The organism is Methylophilus sp. 13 (genome assembly GCF_015354335.1).
In the GTDB taxonomy this organism is placed as follows: domain Bacteria; phylum Pseudomonadota; class Gammaproteobacteria; order Burkholderiales; family Methylophilaceae; genus Methylophilus; species Methylophilus glucosoxydans.
Genome location: NZ_JADKYR010000007.1, coordinates 25,853 through 42,323, shown reverse-complemented (window position 1 = coordinate 42,323; position 16,471 = coordinate 25,853). Strand labels below are relative to the sequence as shown.

Annotated in this window: 18 protein-coding genes and 1 pseudogene; 10 read left to right on the top strand and 9 right to left on the bottom strand. The window is 51.7% G+C overall.

Annotation, left to right across the window (positions count from 1 at the left end):
• Window positions 1–65: 65 nt before the first annotated feature.
• Window positions 66–1,838, bottom strand: coding sequence for a monovalent cation:proton antiporter-2 (CPA2) family protein (locus INP77_RS13785; RefSeq protein WP_194749654.1), 1,773 nt, complete (start codon window positions 1,836–1,838; stop codon window positions 66–68).
• A gap of 162 nt (window positions 1,839–2,000) precedes the next feature.
• Between INP77_RS13785 and INP77_RS13780 the strand changes: the two genes are divergently transcribed.
• The gene (locus INP77_RS13780; protein ID WP_194749653.1) at window positions 2,001–2,372 is read left to right on the top strand and encodes a hypothetical protein; all 372 of its coding nucleotides are present in this window, start codon (window positions 2,001–2,003) and stop codon (window positions 2,370–2,372) included.
• Window positions 2,373–2,397: 25 nt separating this feature from the next.
• Here INP77_RS13780 and INP77_RS13775 read toward each other — a convergent pair whose 3' ends face one another.
• Together INP77_RS13775 and INP77_RS13770 are read right to left on the bottom strand one after the other, a co-directional pair.
• Window positions 2,398–3,147 (bottom strand): alpha/beta hydrolase fold domain-containing protein, encoded by a 750-nt coding sequence (locus INP77_RS13775; RefSeq protein WP_228518952.1) that lies wholly within the window; start codon window positions 3,145–3,147, stop codon window positions 2,398–2,400.
• A gap of 45 nt (window positions 3,148–3,192) precedes the next feature.
• The gene (locus INP77_RS13770) at window positions 3,193–3,942 is read right to left on the bottom strand and encodes a glucose 1-dehydrogenase (RefSeq protein WP_194749652.1); all 750 of its coding nucleotides are present in this window, start codon (window positions 3,940–3,942) and stop codon (window positions 3,193–3,195) included.
• A gap of 133 nt (window positions 3,943–4,075) precedes the next feature.
• On the opposite strand from INP77_RS13770, the gene INP77_RS13765 reads away from it, so the two are divergent.
• From INP77_RS13765 to INP77_RS13755, 3 genes are read left to right on the top strand one after another with little or no spacing between them, the layout of a single operon-like run.
• Window positions 4,076–4,990, top strand: coding sequence for a LysR family transcriptional regulator (locus tag INP77_RS13765; RefSeq protein WP_194749651.1), 915 nt, complete (start codon window positions 4,076–4,078; stop codon window positions 4,988–4,990).
• A gap of 29 nt (window positions 4,991–5,019) precedes the next feature.
• Window positions 5,020–5,466 (top strand): YiiD C-terminal domain-containing protein, encoded by a 447-nt coding sequence (locus INP77_RS13760; protein WP_194749650.1) that lies wholly within the window; start codon window positions 5,020–5,022, stop codon window positions 5,464–5,466.
• A 37-nt stretch (window positions 5,467–5,503) separates the two neighbouring features.
• A complete protein-coding gene (locus INP77_RS13755) occupies window positions 5,504–5,830 on the top strand; it encodes a thioredoxin family protein (protein WP_194749649.1) in 327 nt (108 codons plus the stop codon).
• Here INP77_RS13755 and INP77_RS13750 read toward each other — a convergent pair.
• Together INP77_RS13750 and INP77_RS13745 are read right to left on the bottom strand one after the other, a co-directional pair.
• On the bottom strand, window positions 5,812–5,979 hold the full coding sequence (locus INP77_RS13750) for a hypothetical protein (protein WP_194749648.1): 168 nt from the start codon (window positions 5,977–5,979) through the stop codon (window positions 5,812–5,814). The two genes, INP77_RS13755 and INP77_RS13750, sit on opposite strands and share 19 nt — an antisense overlap.
• Window positions 5,980–6,090: 111 nt before the next feature.
• On the bottom strand, window positions 6,091–7,554 hold the full coding sequence (locus INP77_RS13745) for a PLP-dependent aminotransferase family protein (protein ID WP_194749647.1): 1,464 nt from the start codon (window positions 7,552–7,554) through the stop codon (window positions 6,091–6,093).
• 191 nt (window positions 7,555–7,745) lie between these two features.
• Between INP77_RS13745 and INP77_RS13740 the strand changes: the two genes are divergently transcribed.
• The 6 genes from INP77_RS13740 to INP77_RS13715 are packed head-to-tail and all read left to right on the top strand — an operon-like array spanning window position 7,746 to window position 13,229.
• Window positions 7,746–8,813, top strand: coding sequence for a MoxR family ATPase (locus tag INP77_RS13740; protein WP_228518951.1), 1,068 nt, complete (start codon window positions 7,746–7,748; stop codon window positions 8,811–8,813).
• Between the two features lie 57 nt (window positions 8,814–8,870).
• Window positions 8,871–9,743 (top strand): DUF58 domain-containing protein, encoded by an 873-nt coding sequence (locus tag INP77_RS13735; protein ID WP_194749700.1) that lies wholly within the window; start codon window positions 8,871–8,873, stop codon window positions 9,741–9,743.
• Between the two features lie 30 nt (window positions 9,744–9,773).
• The gene (locus INP77_RS13730) at window positions 9,774–10,748 is read left to right on the top strand and encodes a hypothetical protein (protein WP_194749646.1); all 975 of its coding nucleotides are present in this window, start codon (window positions 9,774–9,776) and stop codon (window positions 10,746–10,748) included.
• Entirely contained in the window at window positions 10,745–11,710 is a 966-nt protein-coding gene (locus tag INP77_RS13725) for a VWA domain-containing protein (RefSeq protein WP_194749645.1), read from the top strand. Before INP77_RS13730 ends, INP77_RS13725 begins: the two co-directional genes overlap by 4 nt.
• On the top strand, window positions 11,707–12,270 hold the full coding sequence (locus tag INP77_RS13720; protein WP_194749644.1) for a hypothetical protein: 564 nt from the start codon (window positions 11,707–11,709) through the stop codon (window positions 12,268–12,270). Before INP77_RS13725 ends, INP77_RS13720 begins: the two co-directional genes overlap by 4 nt.
• A complete protein-coding gene (locus INP77_RS13715; RefSeq protein WP_194749643.1) occupies window positions 12,267–13,229 on the top strand; it encodes a vWA domain-containing protein in 963 nt (320 codons plus the stop codon). Before INP77_RS13720 ends, INP77_RS13715 begins: the two co-directional genes overlap by 4 nt.
• 24 nt (window positions 13,230–13,253) lie before the next feature.
• On the opposite strand, the gene INP77_RS13710 is transcribed toward INP77_RS13715, so the two are convergent.
• The 4 genes and pseudogenes from INP77_RS13710 to INP77_RS13695 all read right to left on the bottom strand — a co-directional run bounded on the left by INP77_RS13710 (window position 13,254) and on the right by INP77_RS13695 (window position 16,458).
• On the bottom strand, window positions 13,254–14,363 hold the full coding sequence (locus INP77_RS13710; protein WP_194749642.1) for a catalase family protein: 1,110 nt from the start codon (window positions 14,361–14,363) through the stop codon (window positions 13,254–13,256).
• An 84-nt stretch (window positions 14,364–14,447) separates the two neighbouring features.
• Complete coding sequence (locus tag INP77_RS13705) at window positions 14,448–14,600, bottom strand: hypothetical protein (protein WP_194749641.1); 153 nt, start codon at window positions 14,598–14,600, stop codon at window positions 14,448–14,450.
• 265 nt (window positions 14,601–14,865) lie between these two features.
• Window positions 14,866–15,498, bottom strand: a pseudogene (gene ycaC, locus INP77_RS13700) (isochorismate family cysteine hydrolase YcaC).
• A gap of 99 nt (window positions 15,499–15,597) precedes the next feature.
• Window positions 15,598–16,458: a pirin family protein gene (locus tag INP77_RS13695; RefSeq protein WP_194749640.1), complete on the bottom strand. Its 861-nt coding sequence runs from the start codon at window positions 16,456–16,458 to the stop codon at window positions 15,598–15,600.
• Window positions 16,459–16,471 lie beyond the last annotated feature (13 nt).

Genomic DNA, 16,471 nt, shown 5'->3' with positions numbered 1-16,471 from the left:
TGAGGGAGCCTTTTTTATTTGTCATAGATTTATGAAACGCAGCAGTAAAGCCGCCAGTTTAAAGCTTAGGTTTTATCTAACAGACTGCTTTCTGATTCAAGCAGGGCTTTAAGATCCTCACGCCCTTGCGCCATAACGGTCGACAAGGCTTTTCTGTCATGGCGGATTTTGAGCGTGGTTTCCAGTTGTTCCACATCATGCTTTTCAAATTGCTGAATGATGTGATTCGCCGCTGTGGCTGTTTCACCAATGACCAATAAGGCTTGTCTGGCGGCTTCGAGTGAGGAGTAAAACGTCTCGCGGATGGGTTGCAAATCCAGCTCGCGCAAATCAAACGCATCGGTCCGGCTTCTGGCCCTGACCACAATGTTAACCTGTGGCCAGCGCTCCTTGACCAGACGGGCCATTTCTAGTGTGGCATGGGTGTCATTCAAAGCAATGACTAGCAATTTGGCCGAGCCTATGCCAGCTTCTTCAAGCACATCCAGTCGTGACGCATCACCGTAGTAGCATCGCCAGCCAAACTGGCGGGTTAAATCAACCTGGTTGGGGTCGTTATCAATCAGGGTGGCGCTGATGCCTTTGGCTAACAGTACACGGCCAACAATCTGGCCAAAGCGGCCAAAACCGGCAATGATCACGTTATTATTTTCATGGATGGCATCGGGTGCACGTTCTCCGCATTGCAGGGTTAAAAAGCGGTCATACAATAACAGCAGCAGCGGGGTGATGAGCATAGACACGGCGACGATGGCATTGAGGGTGTTATAGCTGTTGCGAGACAAGGATTCCTGGCTTAACGCCAAGCCAAAAATCACAAACGCAAACTCGCCAATTTGCGAAATAGACAGGCCCAATAACAGTTTGTCGCGTAACGAGTACTTGAAAACCTGGCCCAGGCCCATCAATAAGACCATTTTGATCGCCACAATGAGCAGGGCAAAGCCAAAAATCAATCCAGGCTGTTGTGTGACCAGTGAGATATCTACGGTCATGCCGACCGAAATGAAAAACAGCCCTAACAGCAGACCTTTGACTGGCTCAATGTCCAGCCTGAGTTCATAGCGGTACTCAGAGCCTGCGAGCAACACGCCCGCCAGAAAGGTACCGAGGGCCATCGACAAGCCGACCGATTGCATGGCCAGGGAGACCCCGATCACCAGTAACAATGAAAAAGCGACAAACATTTCGCGCAAGCCGGTTTGGGCAATCACGCGCATGACCGGGGGCAACAGCGTGCGGCTGGCAAAAATAATGGCAACAATCACGGCAATGGCCTTGCCCACGGCCATCACATCAAACCCGGTGCTGGCGTGATGCGGGGCAATCAAGGCCAGGATCATAAACAGCGGGATCACTGATAAATCCTGAAACAGCAGGGTGGCAAAGGCCGCTTGTCCGCCCGGCGTGTGTAACTGCTTTTTCTCAATCAGTGCTGTCAGTCCAATGGCGGTCGATGACATCGCCACGCCCATGCCGATAATCAGCGCCTCCTGCCATGAAAAGTGCATTAAGTAGGCGATGCTGCCAACCACGGTGATGGTCAGTGTTACCTGCAAGCCTCCCAGGCCAAACAACAGCTTGCGCAACTCCCATACTTTTTGCGATTCCAGCTCCAGACCAATTAAAAACAACATCAATACCACGCCAAACTCGGCAAAGTGCAGCACTTGCTCCGGGTCGGCAATCAACTTCAAGGCATAAGGGCCCAGCAAAATCCCGGCAATCAGATAACCCAGCACCGAACCCAGGCCGAGCCGCTTGAACAATGGCACCAGAATAATGGCGAAAGACAGGTAAATGGCCGCTTGCACCAGAAAGTCAGAAGTGGAATGCATGATGCCCTTAAGAGAAATAAAGATTGAAATAACGGCTGCTAAAAATACTTTGCCAGATAAATCTGACATAACTATCAGATTGCTACCAATATATTACTGACAAACGCTTGTTTAAAGTGTCTATCAGCCATTCATAAACGCCATTTTAAAGAATTAACCGCTATGCAGACGCCTAAAGAATTTGCTGATCAGATTTTTGATGTATTAAGTTTTTCGATTGACTTAGCCTGCCATGAAAAAGAATGGTTTAATGTCAGCCGCGATGCCCTCGCGTTTGGCTTTAACCAAACCGATGTCTCCAGTGATTTTGCCTACGCCCAGCGCTTTGACCTTGAAGTCTCCCCCGACATTTTCATCAGCCTGCATTACCGCTCGTTTGACCCCTCCGGCCCTTTCCGCCGCCTGCCTGGTGTCAGCAAGTTTGAGCTCACCCTGTCTGTTCAAGACAAAATGCAGCGCTTTCATCAAAACAGTTTTGATGAACCGCTCACGGCCAACGACCCCTCGGCTTGGGATGAGCTCTCCTACGCATAACGCCGTTTAAGACGGCCTTTGCCTTTTAGAGAGTCATCCACTGCCGGATCAGCGGCGCATGTTGCGCCCAACTTTTCTCGCTAACACACCAGTGTTGTACTTGCCCGCCCGCCAATAATAATTTTTTCGCATAGGCTGCTGCTTCATCCACAAGCGGATGGCCTTGTTCGCTAATGATGAGCGCATTAACCAGCCCCGCCAGTCGGCACGACTGGACAGGCGAAACATAAGGATGCCAAGCCAAACTGGGGCAGGGCGCATAGTCAGCCCATGCCGCCCGGCAGGGACTCTCGGTCAGACTAGCGAGCGAAGGCGAGGTTTGCAAGGCATCCAGCATGGGGTTAACCAAGACTTGCCCTTGCAGTTGGGCAGGTGCACGCAGCCCGCGGTCTCTGTAAAGCAGGGCGGTGACGGCAGCCAGATTGCCGCCAGCGCGCTCGCCACCTACAAATAGCAGCTTCGCATTTGCCCCTAATAATTTTGCATGTTCACTGAGCCACTGCAAGGCCTGGTAGGCGACTTCTATACTGTGTGGAAACTGCACACCCGGCGCCAGCGGATAATCTACACATACCACGACACAGCTGTCTGAGATGGCTTCAGCCAGTGCATGCGCGCTCTCAATCTGGCCCTGATTAAACAGGCCATCATGAAAATACAGCAGTGCTGGCCCTCGCTTTTGGCGGTGGTGGCGGCCAAACACCTGCAGCTTGATACTGTGGCCGGTGGCGGCATATTCAAAGGTAGTGGTCCACATGGTGTAGGGTTGATGCAAACGCTAATGCAGGCACTGCGCTGCGTGCCTGCATTTGGGCATCCACTAGCGCAAACCGCCCCCCACCAGCAATTGCTCACCAGTCAGCCAATAAGCATCTTCAGAGGCCAGAAACACTGCGACAGAGGCAATATCATTCGGTTGCCCACTGCGCCCCAGTGGCGTCTGTGCCACATAAGCGGACTCCATTTCTGAACCGATCACCCCGGCGGTATGCGTGCCTTCTGTTTCCACCAGGCCAGGGTTCAAGGCGTTGACGCGAATCTTGCGTGGGCCCAACTCTCTGGCCAGCACGCCGGTGATGGCATCCACTGCGCCCTTGGTGCCGGTATACACGGCACTCGCAGGGGGGGTTAAACGGCTCACTACCGAACCAATATTGATAATGCTGCCGCCCTCAGGCAAGTGTTTGACCGCGGCTTGCGAGGTCAGCAACAGGCCCAGCACATTAATGTTGAATTGCTTGTGAAAATGGTCAGGCGTGATTTCTTCTAGGGTGGCAAATTCATACACCCCGGAGTTATTGACCAAAATATCCAGCTTACCAAAGTGAGTGATCGCTGCGTCTACCAGCGCGTGTGCATCAGCCACCTCACTGACATTGCCGCCCACCGCCACCGCCTTGCCATCCGCTTGTGTAATCTCGGCCACTACTTTGTCAGCCCCAGCCTTGCTCGATAAATAATTCACCACCACCGCTGCACCCTCGCGGGCAAAGCGTTTGGCAATTTCTGCCCCTATGCCTTTAGAGGCCCCAGTGACTACAGCGACCTTTCCTTCCAGTTTCTTGCTCATCTTGATACTCCTCAATTAATAAAGTGGTTTAAAACTGGTGACCACTATAAATAAATAAAAACCCCAGATAAATCACCTAAAAATGCAATCACTGTGCTAATTTATTGGACAATCAAGTCAAACAAGGACGGATATGGACCGTTTTGACACCATGTTGGCCTTTACTAGGGTGGTCGAGCTCGAGAGCTTCACCAAAGCCGCCATGTCGCTCAACCTACCCAAAACTACTGTCTCGGCCCAGGTACTGGCGCTGGAAAAGCGCTTGCGCGTCAAACTGCTGCACCGGACTACCAGACGCATCAGCGTGACTACGGATGGCGCTGCCTATTATGAGCGCGCTATCCGGTTATTAAACGAGCTCGAAGAAACCGAAGCCGCACTCACGCAGTCCACCGCCAGCGCAAAAGGGCGCTTGCGCGTAGACGTGCCCACGCCTTTAGGCCGGTTAGTGATTATTCCTGCCCTGGCCGAGTTTTTTAAACGCTATCCCGAGATCCAGCTTGAGATCGGCTGTGACGACAGGCCAATTGATTTACTGGAGGAGGGCGTCGATTGCGTGATCCGCGTCGGCAATCCTCAAGACGCCAGCCTGGTTGCCAGGCGCGTAGGCACCATGCAGTTTTTACTGGTCGCCGCCCCGCAATATCTCAACACTCATGGCAGGCCTATGTACCCTGAGGCGTTGCAACACCACCAGGGCGTACACTTTTTTTCCTCCAAAACCGGAAAAATCCGCCCCTTTATGCTCACGCATGCAGGCACCGAGCAAGAAATCCCCGCCATACGTAAACTCGCCATCAACAATGGTGATGCTATCGTCGCCGCTGCGCTGGCAGGGCTAGGCATCAGTCAGCTGCCCGCATTCATGGTGCAAGGGTATTTAACTGAGGGTAAATTAGAAAAGGTCTTGGCCGATTTTCCGGCCGGGAGTTTGCCGATTAACGCACTCTATCCACAAAATCGTCACCTCTCATCCAAAGTGCGGGCATTTATCGAGTGGGTGGCAGAGTTGTTTGAAGGGTGTCGTTTACTGCAAAAAACCAGTTAACTAAAATCGCCTTATGCATAGGAAGCAAAATGAGCCAACGCGAACAAAATTTTGAAGAAACCTTGTTTCAACGCATCCCCCAAACTAAAAACCTGGGGATACACATTGCTAGGATGGATGAACACCAACTCACCGCCTACGGCGATTTTTTGCCCAACAAAAACCACCTCGATATCGTGTTTGGTGGCAGCATCGCCGCTATTTCGATTACCACGGCCTGGTCACTGGCGCAGTCCAAAATTGAACAAGCCGGGCTTAAAGGCAGCCTGGTCATCAAGCGGCAAGAGATTGATTATCTATTGCCAGTGAAAACAGATTTTGAATGTGTGGCGAGCTTTCAATCAGCTGATGATTGGGAGCAGTTTAAAGGCATGTATCAGCAAAACGGCAGGGCGAAAATTATAGTCATGGCTAAAGTGATCAGCGAAGCCAAAGTCACCTCAAGATTTCAGGGAGTGTTTGTTTTGTATCAATGATGCTTAATGCCCATGATGCACTTACGAGGATGATTAAATGGAAAATACAGAACCTACCCGCAAAGAGATCAATGCCCTCATAGGTGCCACGCTGCTAGAGTTTGGCGCCAGCTGGTGCGGCTACTGCAAGGCAGCGCAACCTACAATCAGCGCTGAACTCACCCAGTTTCCATCTATCCGCCGCATCAAGATTGAGGATGGGAAAGGCCGCCGGTTGGGGCGATCGTTTCACGTGAAACTGTGGCCGACGCTCATTTTTATGAAAGATGGCGTGGAGCTGAAACGCTTGGTGAGGGAGGTTGACGCGGGAGAGTTGAAATCAGCTTTAGCGTTGATTACTACCGATCAGGCGACTGCGGAATAATGGTTAAACTGCACTTTTCCAACAAGCGTGCATATCAGTTTCATCAAAGGGTTTGGGTTTGCTAAAAAATAGCCTTCAGCATTTTTAATCGGCATAGTGGCTGCACTGGATGCCACCCGCACCATGTTGGCATAGGCAATATTTGCCACGGAGATGCAGCTGTCCTCGTCCTTGAGCCAGACCATGAAAGGAAAGGTATCAAGCAGGGTCTGTATATATTGATCGCTCTCAATATTCTAAATATTGATTTATTCCCATCTTCAGCGCTGGGTAAAGCAGGCTTTTAACCCCAGAACGCCTTTCTCCAGTTCTGCCGTGGTCAGGCTGCCAAATCCTAGCCGGATGGCATGCACACTTTGCTGTGATTCTGAAAAGAGTGTGCCGGGCAAAATGCGCACTTTGTGGACTAATGCCTGGGCCGCCACCGTTTCAACCTCGTAACCCTCCTTCAAACGTAACCAGATGGCGAGCCCACCATCGGGGGCGTCGAAAGTAACGTATTCTTTGAGCTCCTTTTTAATCAACGCAATCAACAGGTTTCGGCGTTCGTTGTATACCTTAAAGGTTTTGCGGATATGGCGTTTGATTTCGCCGGCGTTCATAAGCTCGGCGACGGCAAGCTCGGTGATGGAGTTACCTTGCCGGTCTATGAGCATCACCTCCTGTGCACAGCGGTCTATCAGGCTGGGTGTGGCAACCAGGTAACCGACACGCAATCCGGGGGCGAGCACTTTGGAGAGCGAGCCGACATAGATGACACGGCCACCGTGATTGGTGCTCGCCAGGGGGAATACCGGGTGATAAGAAAAATGAAATTCGTGGTCGTAGTCGTCTTCTACAATGGTGAAGTCGTATTGCTCAGCCAGCATCAACAGTTTTAAGCGCCGCTCGGCGGTCATGATCACGGTGGTGGGGAACTGGTGGTGCGGGGTGACATAAATGGCGCGGATCGGGTGTTGTTTGCACAGTTTTTCCAGTGCAGTGACATCGATACCGTGTTTGTCTTGCCCCACGGTGAGGATGTTGGCACCGCAGGAGCGGAAGGCTTCTTTGGCAGCGGGGTAGCTCAGTTGTTCCACCACCACATTGTCATTGGGCCGGGTGAGGATACGCGCGGCCAGGAAGATGCCCATCTGGCTACCGCGTGCGATGCAGATTTGGTCAATGTCCACACTCAGGCCTCTTTCCATATTGAGCATGGTGGCAATCGATTGCCGTAATGCAAACGTGCCACGCGGATCACCATAGCCAAGGTTGTTACCTTTGCTGGAGCCGATTAACGCATGGCGGAATGCACGCGACAAAATGTTGAACGGGATCAGCCGTGAATCAGGAATGCCATCATTGAAATCAATCACACCATTGAGGGGTGACTGGTAGTTGAGGAGTGGATGCGTGGAGCCCTCCACCACATTGGCGGGCTGATGACCGGTTTTGCTTGCTTGCGGTTGTGTAGTGAAATTGGGCAGATTGGCCGAAACAAATGAGCCACGTCTTTGCTCGGTGACCAGCCAGCCCTGGGCGATCAGTTCATCATAGGCGAGGATGACAGTTTTGCGGTTGACCTTAAGTTGTTCCGCCAGCTCGCGTGTACCCGGCATAGCGGTAGATGGGGCCAATCTGCCTTTCTGGATTTCTTCCATGATTTGCTGGGCGATTTGCAGGTAGACCGGCAAGCCCGAGGTCTCGGCAATGGTTAATTGCAGGCTCCAAGAACGTAGCATTTTCCTCTCCTTTGTTTGTGGCAGCCAATGCAGCAACGGGAAGAATTCCCTTTATTTTGTTGGCAATCTGGATTAGCAAACAATCACTATATCGCATAAATGGCTGGACCAGTAAGGTTCTCTAAACTGGAGGATTGTGGACCTTTAACACTCTGTTACATTTTTGAAACATTTAATTAAAGGAAAGATTCATGTCCACTACCTCTGATATTCGATTGGCATTAGATACCCAACTGACAGACTGGCGTCAGCATGCTTTGAACCTTGAAAAACAAGTGAATCAAGTGATTGTGGGACAAAGCAAAGCCGTCAGATTAATGAATATTGCGATTTTTGCCCGCGGCCATGTGTTGCTGGATGGTGGTGTGGGGGTAGGTAAAACAACCTTGCTGCAATCCATTGCCCGTGGCATAGGTGGGGCTTATGAGCGGATTGAGGGCACGGTGGACTTGATGCCGAATGACCTGATTTACCACACGTTTCTGGGACCGGATGGCAGGCCGCAAATTGATGAAGGGCCATTGTTGCGGGCGGGTGAAAATTTATCAGTCTTCTTTTTTAATGAAATCAACCGCGCCAGGCCGCAGGTACATGCACTCATGTTGCGTGTGATGGCGGAGCGTCATATCAGCGCATTTAAAAAAGAATACCGCATGCCGCACATGATTGTGTTTGCTGACCGCAACCAGGTGGAGAAAAACGAAACCTTTGAGATTCCTTCTGCGGCGCGAGACCGTTTCATGATGGAAATTCCAATTGAGATTCCTTCAGATCGCGAGCTGAAAAAGTCTCTGGTGTTCAATACCAAATTCCAGCACGCGGAAAAACTCACGCAGCAGGTGGAAAGCAATATTCTGCAATTTGACCAGTTGAATGCGTTTTCCGACCTTTTGCAAAATCATATCCAGTCCAGCGACGTGCTTGAAGAGTACACCATGGATTTGTGGGACGCGACCCAGCATCCGGAGAAGTTTGGCGTGACCATGGACAGTGTGGATGTCAGCCGTGTGATCCAGACCGGCGCCAGTCCGCGCGGCATGGGCATGCTGATGAAAGCCGCACGTGTGAATGCCTGGTTGAATGGCCGCGACAGTTTGTATCCCGAGGACATTCATGCCGTGTTTCATGAGGTGATTTCACATCGCCTGGTATTTAACGCAGCTTACGAAAATCGCCGCACGGCGCTGGCCAGGGAGTTGACCAACAACATTATCCGCACGGTGGCCGTGCCTAGCTTGTCGTTTAGCAAAGCAGCTTAAAAGCAGGCCATCATGCGATCAACACTCAAACATGCTTGGAAAAAAGCCGGGAAGAAAATGCCGGTGCATCACGATGAGGGTGAATATGCGCGCCCCTTCGAATATGTCATTGGCTGGAAATCTGACAGCATCCAGCTCGGTGATCATCCTGGCACACAGCGCGGTATCGGCTCCGATTACCGTGGCACCATCAACCTGGTGGATTACCCGGATGCAAGGCGTATGGATTTACGGCAGACGATACGTGACCCGTTTGAACAGGTGCAGGTGCGGCAGTTTAACCAGGACAGCACGACGCCGATTTATGCCGTGTGTGATTTATCTGGCTCTATGCAATTCACGGGGCAGCAGCGCAAGCTGGATACGGCAATAGAAATTGCCACGGCGGTGGCGAACTCGGCTTACCAGGCCGGAGATCTGTTCGGCTTTATTGGCTATCACCAGCAGGTGATTGAAGATTTTACCTTGCCTCTCAGCCGCAGTTTTCACCAGAGCAAACAGACTATCGCCTTGCTGCATACCTATCAATCGCAGCGCATGGGCATGGACGGCGTCACCGACATGCCTAATTTCCTGGGACAGACGCGCGCGCTGGTGTTCTGGATTTCGGATTTTCATATGCCATTGCCTGTGATTGAGAAAACACTGCTGGCCATGTCTGCACACAAAGTGGTGCCTATCGTGCTGTGGGACGATGAGGAATATAAAAAGCTGCCCAAGTTCGGCTTTGGCACCATGATAGACCTGGAAACCGGGCGTAACCGGACAATGTTTTTCCGTGGTGAAGTAAAAGCCAAATTCCTGGCGGCATTTAATGCGCGCAGAGAGGCATTGGAAGCGTTGTTTTTGCGTTTTGATAGTCCGGCGTTGTTTATGCATGGCGATTACCAGCCCGAGCTGATGACGCATTATTTTGAACAAACGATGTGAGTGAAGTTTACCTAAGCGAGAGTGACAAGCATGCGTAATCAAATTTCAAACAATCCCCTGGTCAAGGCCATGCAAGGCCTGCTATGGGGGGCAGCCATGGTGTTGACGGTGAATGCTGCAATGGCGGCAACGCCAGTGAGCCAGGCAACTGTAACCCCAATCATTAAGGTCATAAATCCTGCCTTAAATAATCATGTGCATATCGGCGATGTATTGCAGCGGACTGTCGTGTTACAGGTGCCAGCGGCATATCAGTTTTCAGACCAAGCGTTGCCCAAAAAAGGGAGCAAGCATGACGGGATAGAGTTGGTGAATGTTGCGGTGCAATCCGAAGCGGAATCTGACCATACACAATACACCCTGCAACTCAGTTACCAGGTGTTTGCGGCAAGCATGACACCGACCGTGATGCAGTTACCCACTGAAAAACTCGTATTCACCAGTAAAACTCCGCCGGTTTCAACCAGTGTAGAAGTGCCTGCCTGGGGTTTCTGGTTTTCACCACTGGTGACTGGCGGTAGCGTGACAGCCAAGAAAAATATGTTGCCGGAAGTGGCTACCCCGCTGATTGATCATCGGGCACATCAACAACGGCTGGTCGTGTTTCTCGCTTTGCTGGTCGGCAGTTTATTGGCGCTTTTATACATCAATGCAGATGGCCACTGGTTGCCGTTTATGGGCGGTGCCTTTGCCCGTGCGCACCGACAGCTCAAACGGCTGGCGAGATCATCCACACCAAAAACTGCTGTTGAGGAGAAAAAGGCGTTGGTGTATCTGCATCAAGCATTTAACCAGCATTACGGTGCCAATATTTTTGCGAGGGATGTGCAAGCATTTGTCACATTGCGCCCGGGCTTTAAAAGCCTGCAACAGGAAATCAGCCAGTTTTTTGAAGCTTCCAATCAATCGTTGTATGACGTGAAGACACGCGATAGCCGCCAGGTGATTGCGCAATTGGTACAGCTTAGCAAGCGTCTGCGTGATTGTGAGCGGGGCGTGTCATGAGTATTTTACATCCATGGGCATTTGCCCTATTGCCCATCGCGTTGCTGCCTTTCTGGTTAAAAGGACATCAGGGTCAGCATTACAGCTGGCTGGAGCTGATGCCGGAGGACCTGTTTTCGGACCGGCTCAACCTGGCAGTTAAAGGGGTGATGTCGTTGTTACTGCTGAGTATCGTGATTGCATTGGCCGCACCCAGGGGGGCGGATGAGCAAATCCCGCGTGTGGGCAAGGGTGCGCAAACCGTGATGGTGATAGACCGTAGCGTGAGTATGGATCACCCGTTTGCGGGCGATGCTTCCGGCCATGTGGCGGAAATCAAGTCTGCCGCGGCACGCCGCATTATTACGCAGTTTATTGATTCGCGTCCGAACGACATGATGGGGGTGGTGGGATTTACCAACTCGGCGTTGTATGGCATCAAAATCACGACCAACCGTGATGCCATCCATGCCGCGATTTTGGCCGCCACCAGCCCCTCGCTCAACCAGACCAATATCGGTGCAGGTCTCACGGAGGCGGTCGGCCTGTTCGATAACATCGAAAACTCCGGCTCACGCGCGCTAATCCTGCTGTCTGACGGTGCGGGCAAATTAAGCCCGCGCGTGAAGTATTTGCTGAGCGAGCGCCTGAAAAGCCGCAAGCTGAGTATTTACTGGATCATGTTACGCGAACCTGGCGAGCCGAGTATTTTTTCCAAAGCCGAATATGGCGAGGACCGTACGCCTAACTCCATCGTGTTGCATAAGTATTTCCAGTCATTGGGCCTGAAGTATAAAGCGTATGAAGCGGATGATCCGGAAACCTTGCAGTCGGCCATTAATGACATCGATTCGCGGGAAAAAAAGGCCATTAAATATCGCGAGACGATTGCCGGCTATGACTATTCCAAGGTGTTTATGGTGTCTGCGCTGGTGTTGGTGTTGTTGATGTTGGTGATTAAAAATCTGAGGGTGTATGAATGAAAAACCATTTAACGCGCAAAAACCAGGTGTTGGGGTTGATGCTGATTGTCGGCGTGCTCGGCAGTGTCTATGAGGGTTACCAGGTCAGTCATATTGCGACGGCCAACCGTATGTTGCAGGCTGGCGAAGTATTAGAAGGCGACCCGTTTCCTTTTCACCAGAAATTTGCCGATGCTTACCAGCAAGTTAAAACAGGCAACTACAAACATGCCATCCAGAATTTTGGCCAATTGCTCGAAGCTCCCAAGCAGCAGGATTCGGCGCTCTTTGACCCGGACCAGGCATTGAAGTCGCAGATCCATTTTAATATCGGCAATCAGTTGTTCCGTTCCGGTTTGCAGCGCCTGGTGGAAGCCGATGGCGCCATCCAGGAGCAGGCCAAATTTGATTACTTGCAGGCACGGGCGGCCTATGAACAATCACTCAAGCTGGATCCACACAACCAGGCGGCCAAGTTTAATTTGAGCTTACTGCATGGGGTGATTCCCAAACATATCAAAACTGTGCCGCAAGATCCTTCCGGCATGGAAATCAGCAATTTGCCACAGGGGTTGCCATGAAACGCTTTTTTAACCTGCTGAAAGCGCATTATGAGACCAGCTTGTTGCTGGCTGCAGCGGTCTTTTTGTTGTTGGCCTTAGTGAAGCCTGAGATTCAGCTCAAGCAAGAGGTACACAACTATTTATTACTGGCCGATATTTCGCAAAGCATGAATGCCGAGGATATGCACATTGCGGATAAACCCGTGACCCGCCTGGCCTACACACAGCATTTGATGCGGCAAGTTGTCAAAACATCGCCCTGCGGTACTTATGTCAGTGTGGGCGTATTTGCGGCGGAAAATGTTGCTCTGCTGTTTATGCCACTGGAAGTGTGCGCTAACTTTGACATTATTAACGACAGTATTAACCACCTCGAATGGCGCATGGCCTGGAGTGGTAACAGCCGCATGACGTTTGGCGTTAAAGCTGCCGAGGCGACGTTTGATTACCTGAATATTCCGGCACAAATGCTGTTTTTTACGGATGGTGACGAAGCGCCCAAAGCCAATGGCATTAATAAACTGGACATCAGTGATGTACGTATAGGCAAAAAAGTCATATTTGTGGGCGTGGGCGGCAAAGAGCCTGCACCGATCAAACGCTTTAATGCCAACAATCATTTTGTCGGCTATTGGGGGACGGATGCGGCAGCAGAAAGTGCGGGCGGCGGCGTTAATTACAGTGATGCCAGCAAGGATGATCCTGATCCACCGGTGGCTTATGCCGAGTTTGACCGCTATTTATCCAGCCAGGATGTGGAGCATCTAAAAGAGATGGCCACGGAAATCAAAGGCCAGTATATCGAAGGCATAGATCAACCATCATTTTATGCATTTGTGCAATCGCAAACGCCCGCTGCCAAGTTTGTCACCAGCTATTCAGTAAAGTGGATATTCCTGAGCCTGGCGGCATTGATGGTCATTGCGACTTACCTGCCGGATCTATGGGGATACATGCATCAGCGCCGCGTCATATGAGAATGCGGAGCGATGATTTGCGGCTTAACACAAATCATCCAGGCTGGTGGGTTCGCAGATGCGTGCATCTTCTTTTTCTGCCCGCATTTTTTTAGCCATCTCATAGCTCATTTTCCTGAGCCGCATCACGGATCCCAGTGGCCGGTGAGAAGTAATGCCATGCCAGGGCGAGAACAGCATGCCTTCATCCACCACATGCGAACGGTATGGACTCCAGGCAATTTGGGGTTTGGCGGTGATGCGGGCGACTGGGATATAAGGGGAATGCTCCTCTGGCCAGATGATGGTGGCGTCTTCGATGGGCATGGTTTGGAGATCGGTGCAGAGTTGTACGCGTAGCTCCCAAACGGCGGTGCGCTTGATAAAAAAATCGACGATGGATTTTCTGAGGCCGTCGGAGGCGAACAGGTCTATGGGTTTGTTGCTGAGGGCGATGAGGTCGGGGGCGATGGGAACAACCGCGATTTTAGCCATGTAGTCACCGTACATGATCGGGTCCTGGCTGATGTAGGTTTCACCGAGCAAGTTAGTTTCTTGCGACTGGTAGAGGTGGTTAAGCTGCGATTGCTGGCCATATTTGAGCGACTCGACCAAATGTGCGGTAGAACGGAACAATTGCGCGAGGAAATGCCGGAATTCTGAACTGGTGTTGGGCGAACACGCTAAGTGTTTGAGGTTGTTTAAAAACACCTGCACGCTGGAGGATAAAAAACTGGCGCCGTTTACAAATAAAAAATTTTGCGTGATGGCGTCTTCACTGCCTGGCAGGCGCTCGCCTTCTACACCTACCACCTTCAGCGCGAGGCTGCGGGGCGTACCGGGTTTGTCGTGCAGGATGTCACCAGGGACAGTGGAAAAGCGCATAATCAGCGGCAGGGTTTGCGGGCGTGCAAACAGGCCTTGTGCATAGGCAGGCGGCAGTTGGTCATAGATTTGCATTTCGGCTGTGAGCAGGCCGTGGCTTTTCAGGTGCACACTGCGTGCAGCATGGGTGGCGGCCTGGCTGCTGATTTCTGAGAGCTTGTGCAGAGTTTGCTGCAGGTGCTGCTGGCGGGTGCGTTCGGTGGTGGCTACCACCTCGTAATCGGGCTGGTAACTTAGGGGCGAGACTACAAATTGATCTGTTTGCTGCATCACAACCCCCTTTTGCAATTGGGTTTATCGGATCAGTGCCAAGCACATTGATTTCTAGAGGGCGGGGTACCGCCCACTCTGGTATTACTCTTTGGTCTCACCGGCTTCTTTGCGTTGTTTACCCACAATACGTGCAGCGACTTCCTCTTCGCGCCCAGGATAACGGTGATCCTTTTTAAATTCCTCTTCGAGTTTTTCATATTCACGTTCCCGTTTCGGGCTGGAACCTCTGGGCATGTCACACCTCCTTTTGCGTGAGTGCAAACGGCAGCCGTTATGGCTGCCGTGTTGTCTTGTTATCAAACTGAAGTGGAAAATTCATTCAACCTTCATTTTCAAACGCGACAATTGCAGATTACGCGGGTAACTGGCGGTAGGGCATCCGGTTCAGGCTTAAGCGACTGTAGGAAGCCCTTTATGCCACGTGTTGCCACTCATAAACTTTTGAACGTATTTAGGCTAAAAAAATCCTTTAACCGGGATTCTTTACGCTTGCAAAGCCTTAAGGGTTGGCGGCAGACAAAGCATGGTAAGACGTCATCAAGTTGCGGTAATCTGGAATATGGTTGGCACAAAGGGCACCCAGGCCTTCAATATCGTGGCGCCAGTCGCGCTGAAGTTCACAGGCCACGCCAAACCAGGTCATCATGTGTACCCCGGCGGCTTGCATGCGTAGCCAGGCGGCATCGCGGGTGAGGGCGTTAAAAGTGCCTGAGGCGTCGGCGACCACAAATACTTCAAAACCGGCTTCAATGGCTGAGAGTGCGACAAAAGCGACACAAACCTCTGTGACGACGCCAGCAATAATGAGCTGCTTTTTACTTGTCGCCTTGATGGCCTGTACAAAGTCCGGGTTATCCCAGGCATTAATCTGGCCGGGGCGAGCGATGTAGGGCGCATCTGGGAACAGTGCCTTGAGCTATGGCATAAGCGGGCCGTTGGGGCCGGTTTCAAAGCTGGTGGTTAGGATGGTGGGCAGGTTAAAAAATTTGGCGGCATCGGCCAATGCAAGCACATTGTTTTTAAAGCGGTCTGGCTCGATATCGCGTACCAGTGATAATAAGCCAGCTTGGTGGTCTACCAACAATACGGCAGCGTTGTCACGGTCCAGACGGGTGTAGGGTGTATTTTTCATAATGTAATCCTCTCGAGATGTGGTTGGCTGGGTCACCGCCGTCAGTACTGCTGGTTGACGGCGGTGCCTGCTGTTTTATGTGATCAAGATGCCTGGCCCTTAAGCGGTGGCAAAGCGGCCCTGGTTGTAGTCATTAATGGCCTGGTCGATTTCCTCCCAGCTATTCATGACAAAAGGACCATGCCCGATCACCGGCTCATTGAGCGGTTCACCATTGAGCAATAGCAACGTGGTGTCTTGCTGGGCCTGCAATACCAGTTCAGTCCCTTCACGCTGCATCACGGCCAGTTCACTAGGGCGGATGGTATGCACTTCACCGGTTTTCACTGCGCCATGCAATACAAAAATGGCGGTGGTGTGGCCTTCTGGCAAGGTGAAGGTGGTGCGCGTGCCTGCATTGAGGCGTACATCCCACACATTCATTGCCGTGAAGGTCTTTGCCGGGCCTGGGTTGCCGTCATATGCACCGGCAATGACACGTACCTTGCCTGCCTCTTGCGGCAGAGTGACCTCAGGAATCTGGGCATGGGTAATGCCTTGATAGCCTGGCGCGGTCATTTTGTCCTTGGCAGGCAGGTTGACCCATAACTGGATCATTTCAAACGGACCGCCTGTGCGTGCATAGTCATCGCCGTGATACTCCTCGTGAATAATGCCTGAGCCCGCGGTCATCCACTGGACTTCACCTGGGCCAATGGTGCCGCCCGCGTTGGTGGAGTCATGGTGCGAGACTTGGCCATCGTAGACGATGGTGACCGTCTCAAAGCCACGGTGCGGGTGTTGGCCGACGCCGCGTCTATGTGCTGTTGGCTCAAAGCTAGTGGGGCCTGCATAGTCCATCAGCAAAAAGGGTGAAATATCACTGGCGATATCGCGGTAAGAAAAAATGCTTTGTACCGGAAAGCCGTCACCGACCCAGTGGTTGCCGTTACTGCGTTTGATAAATGCCAGTTTTTTCATGGTTTGCTCCTTG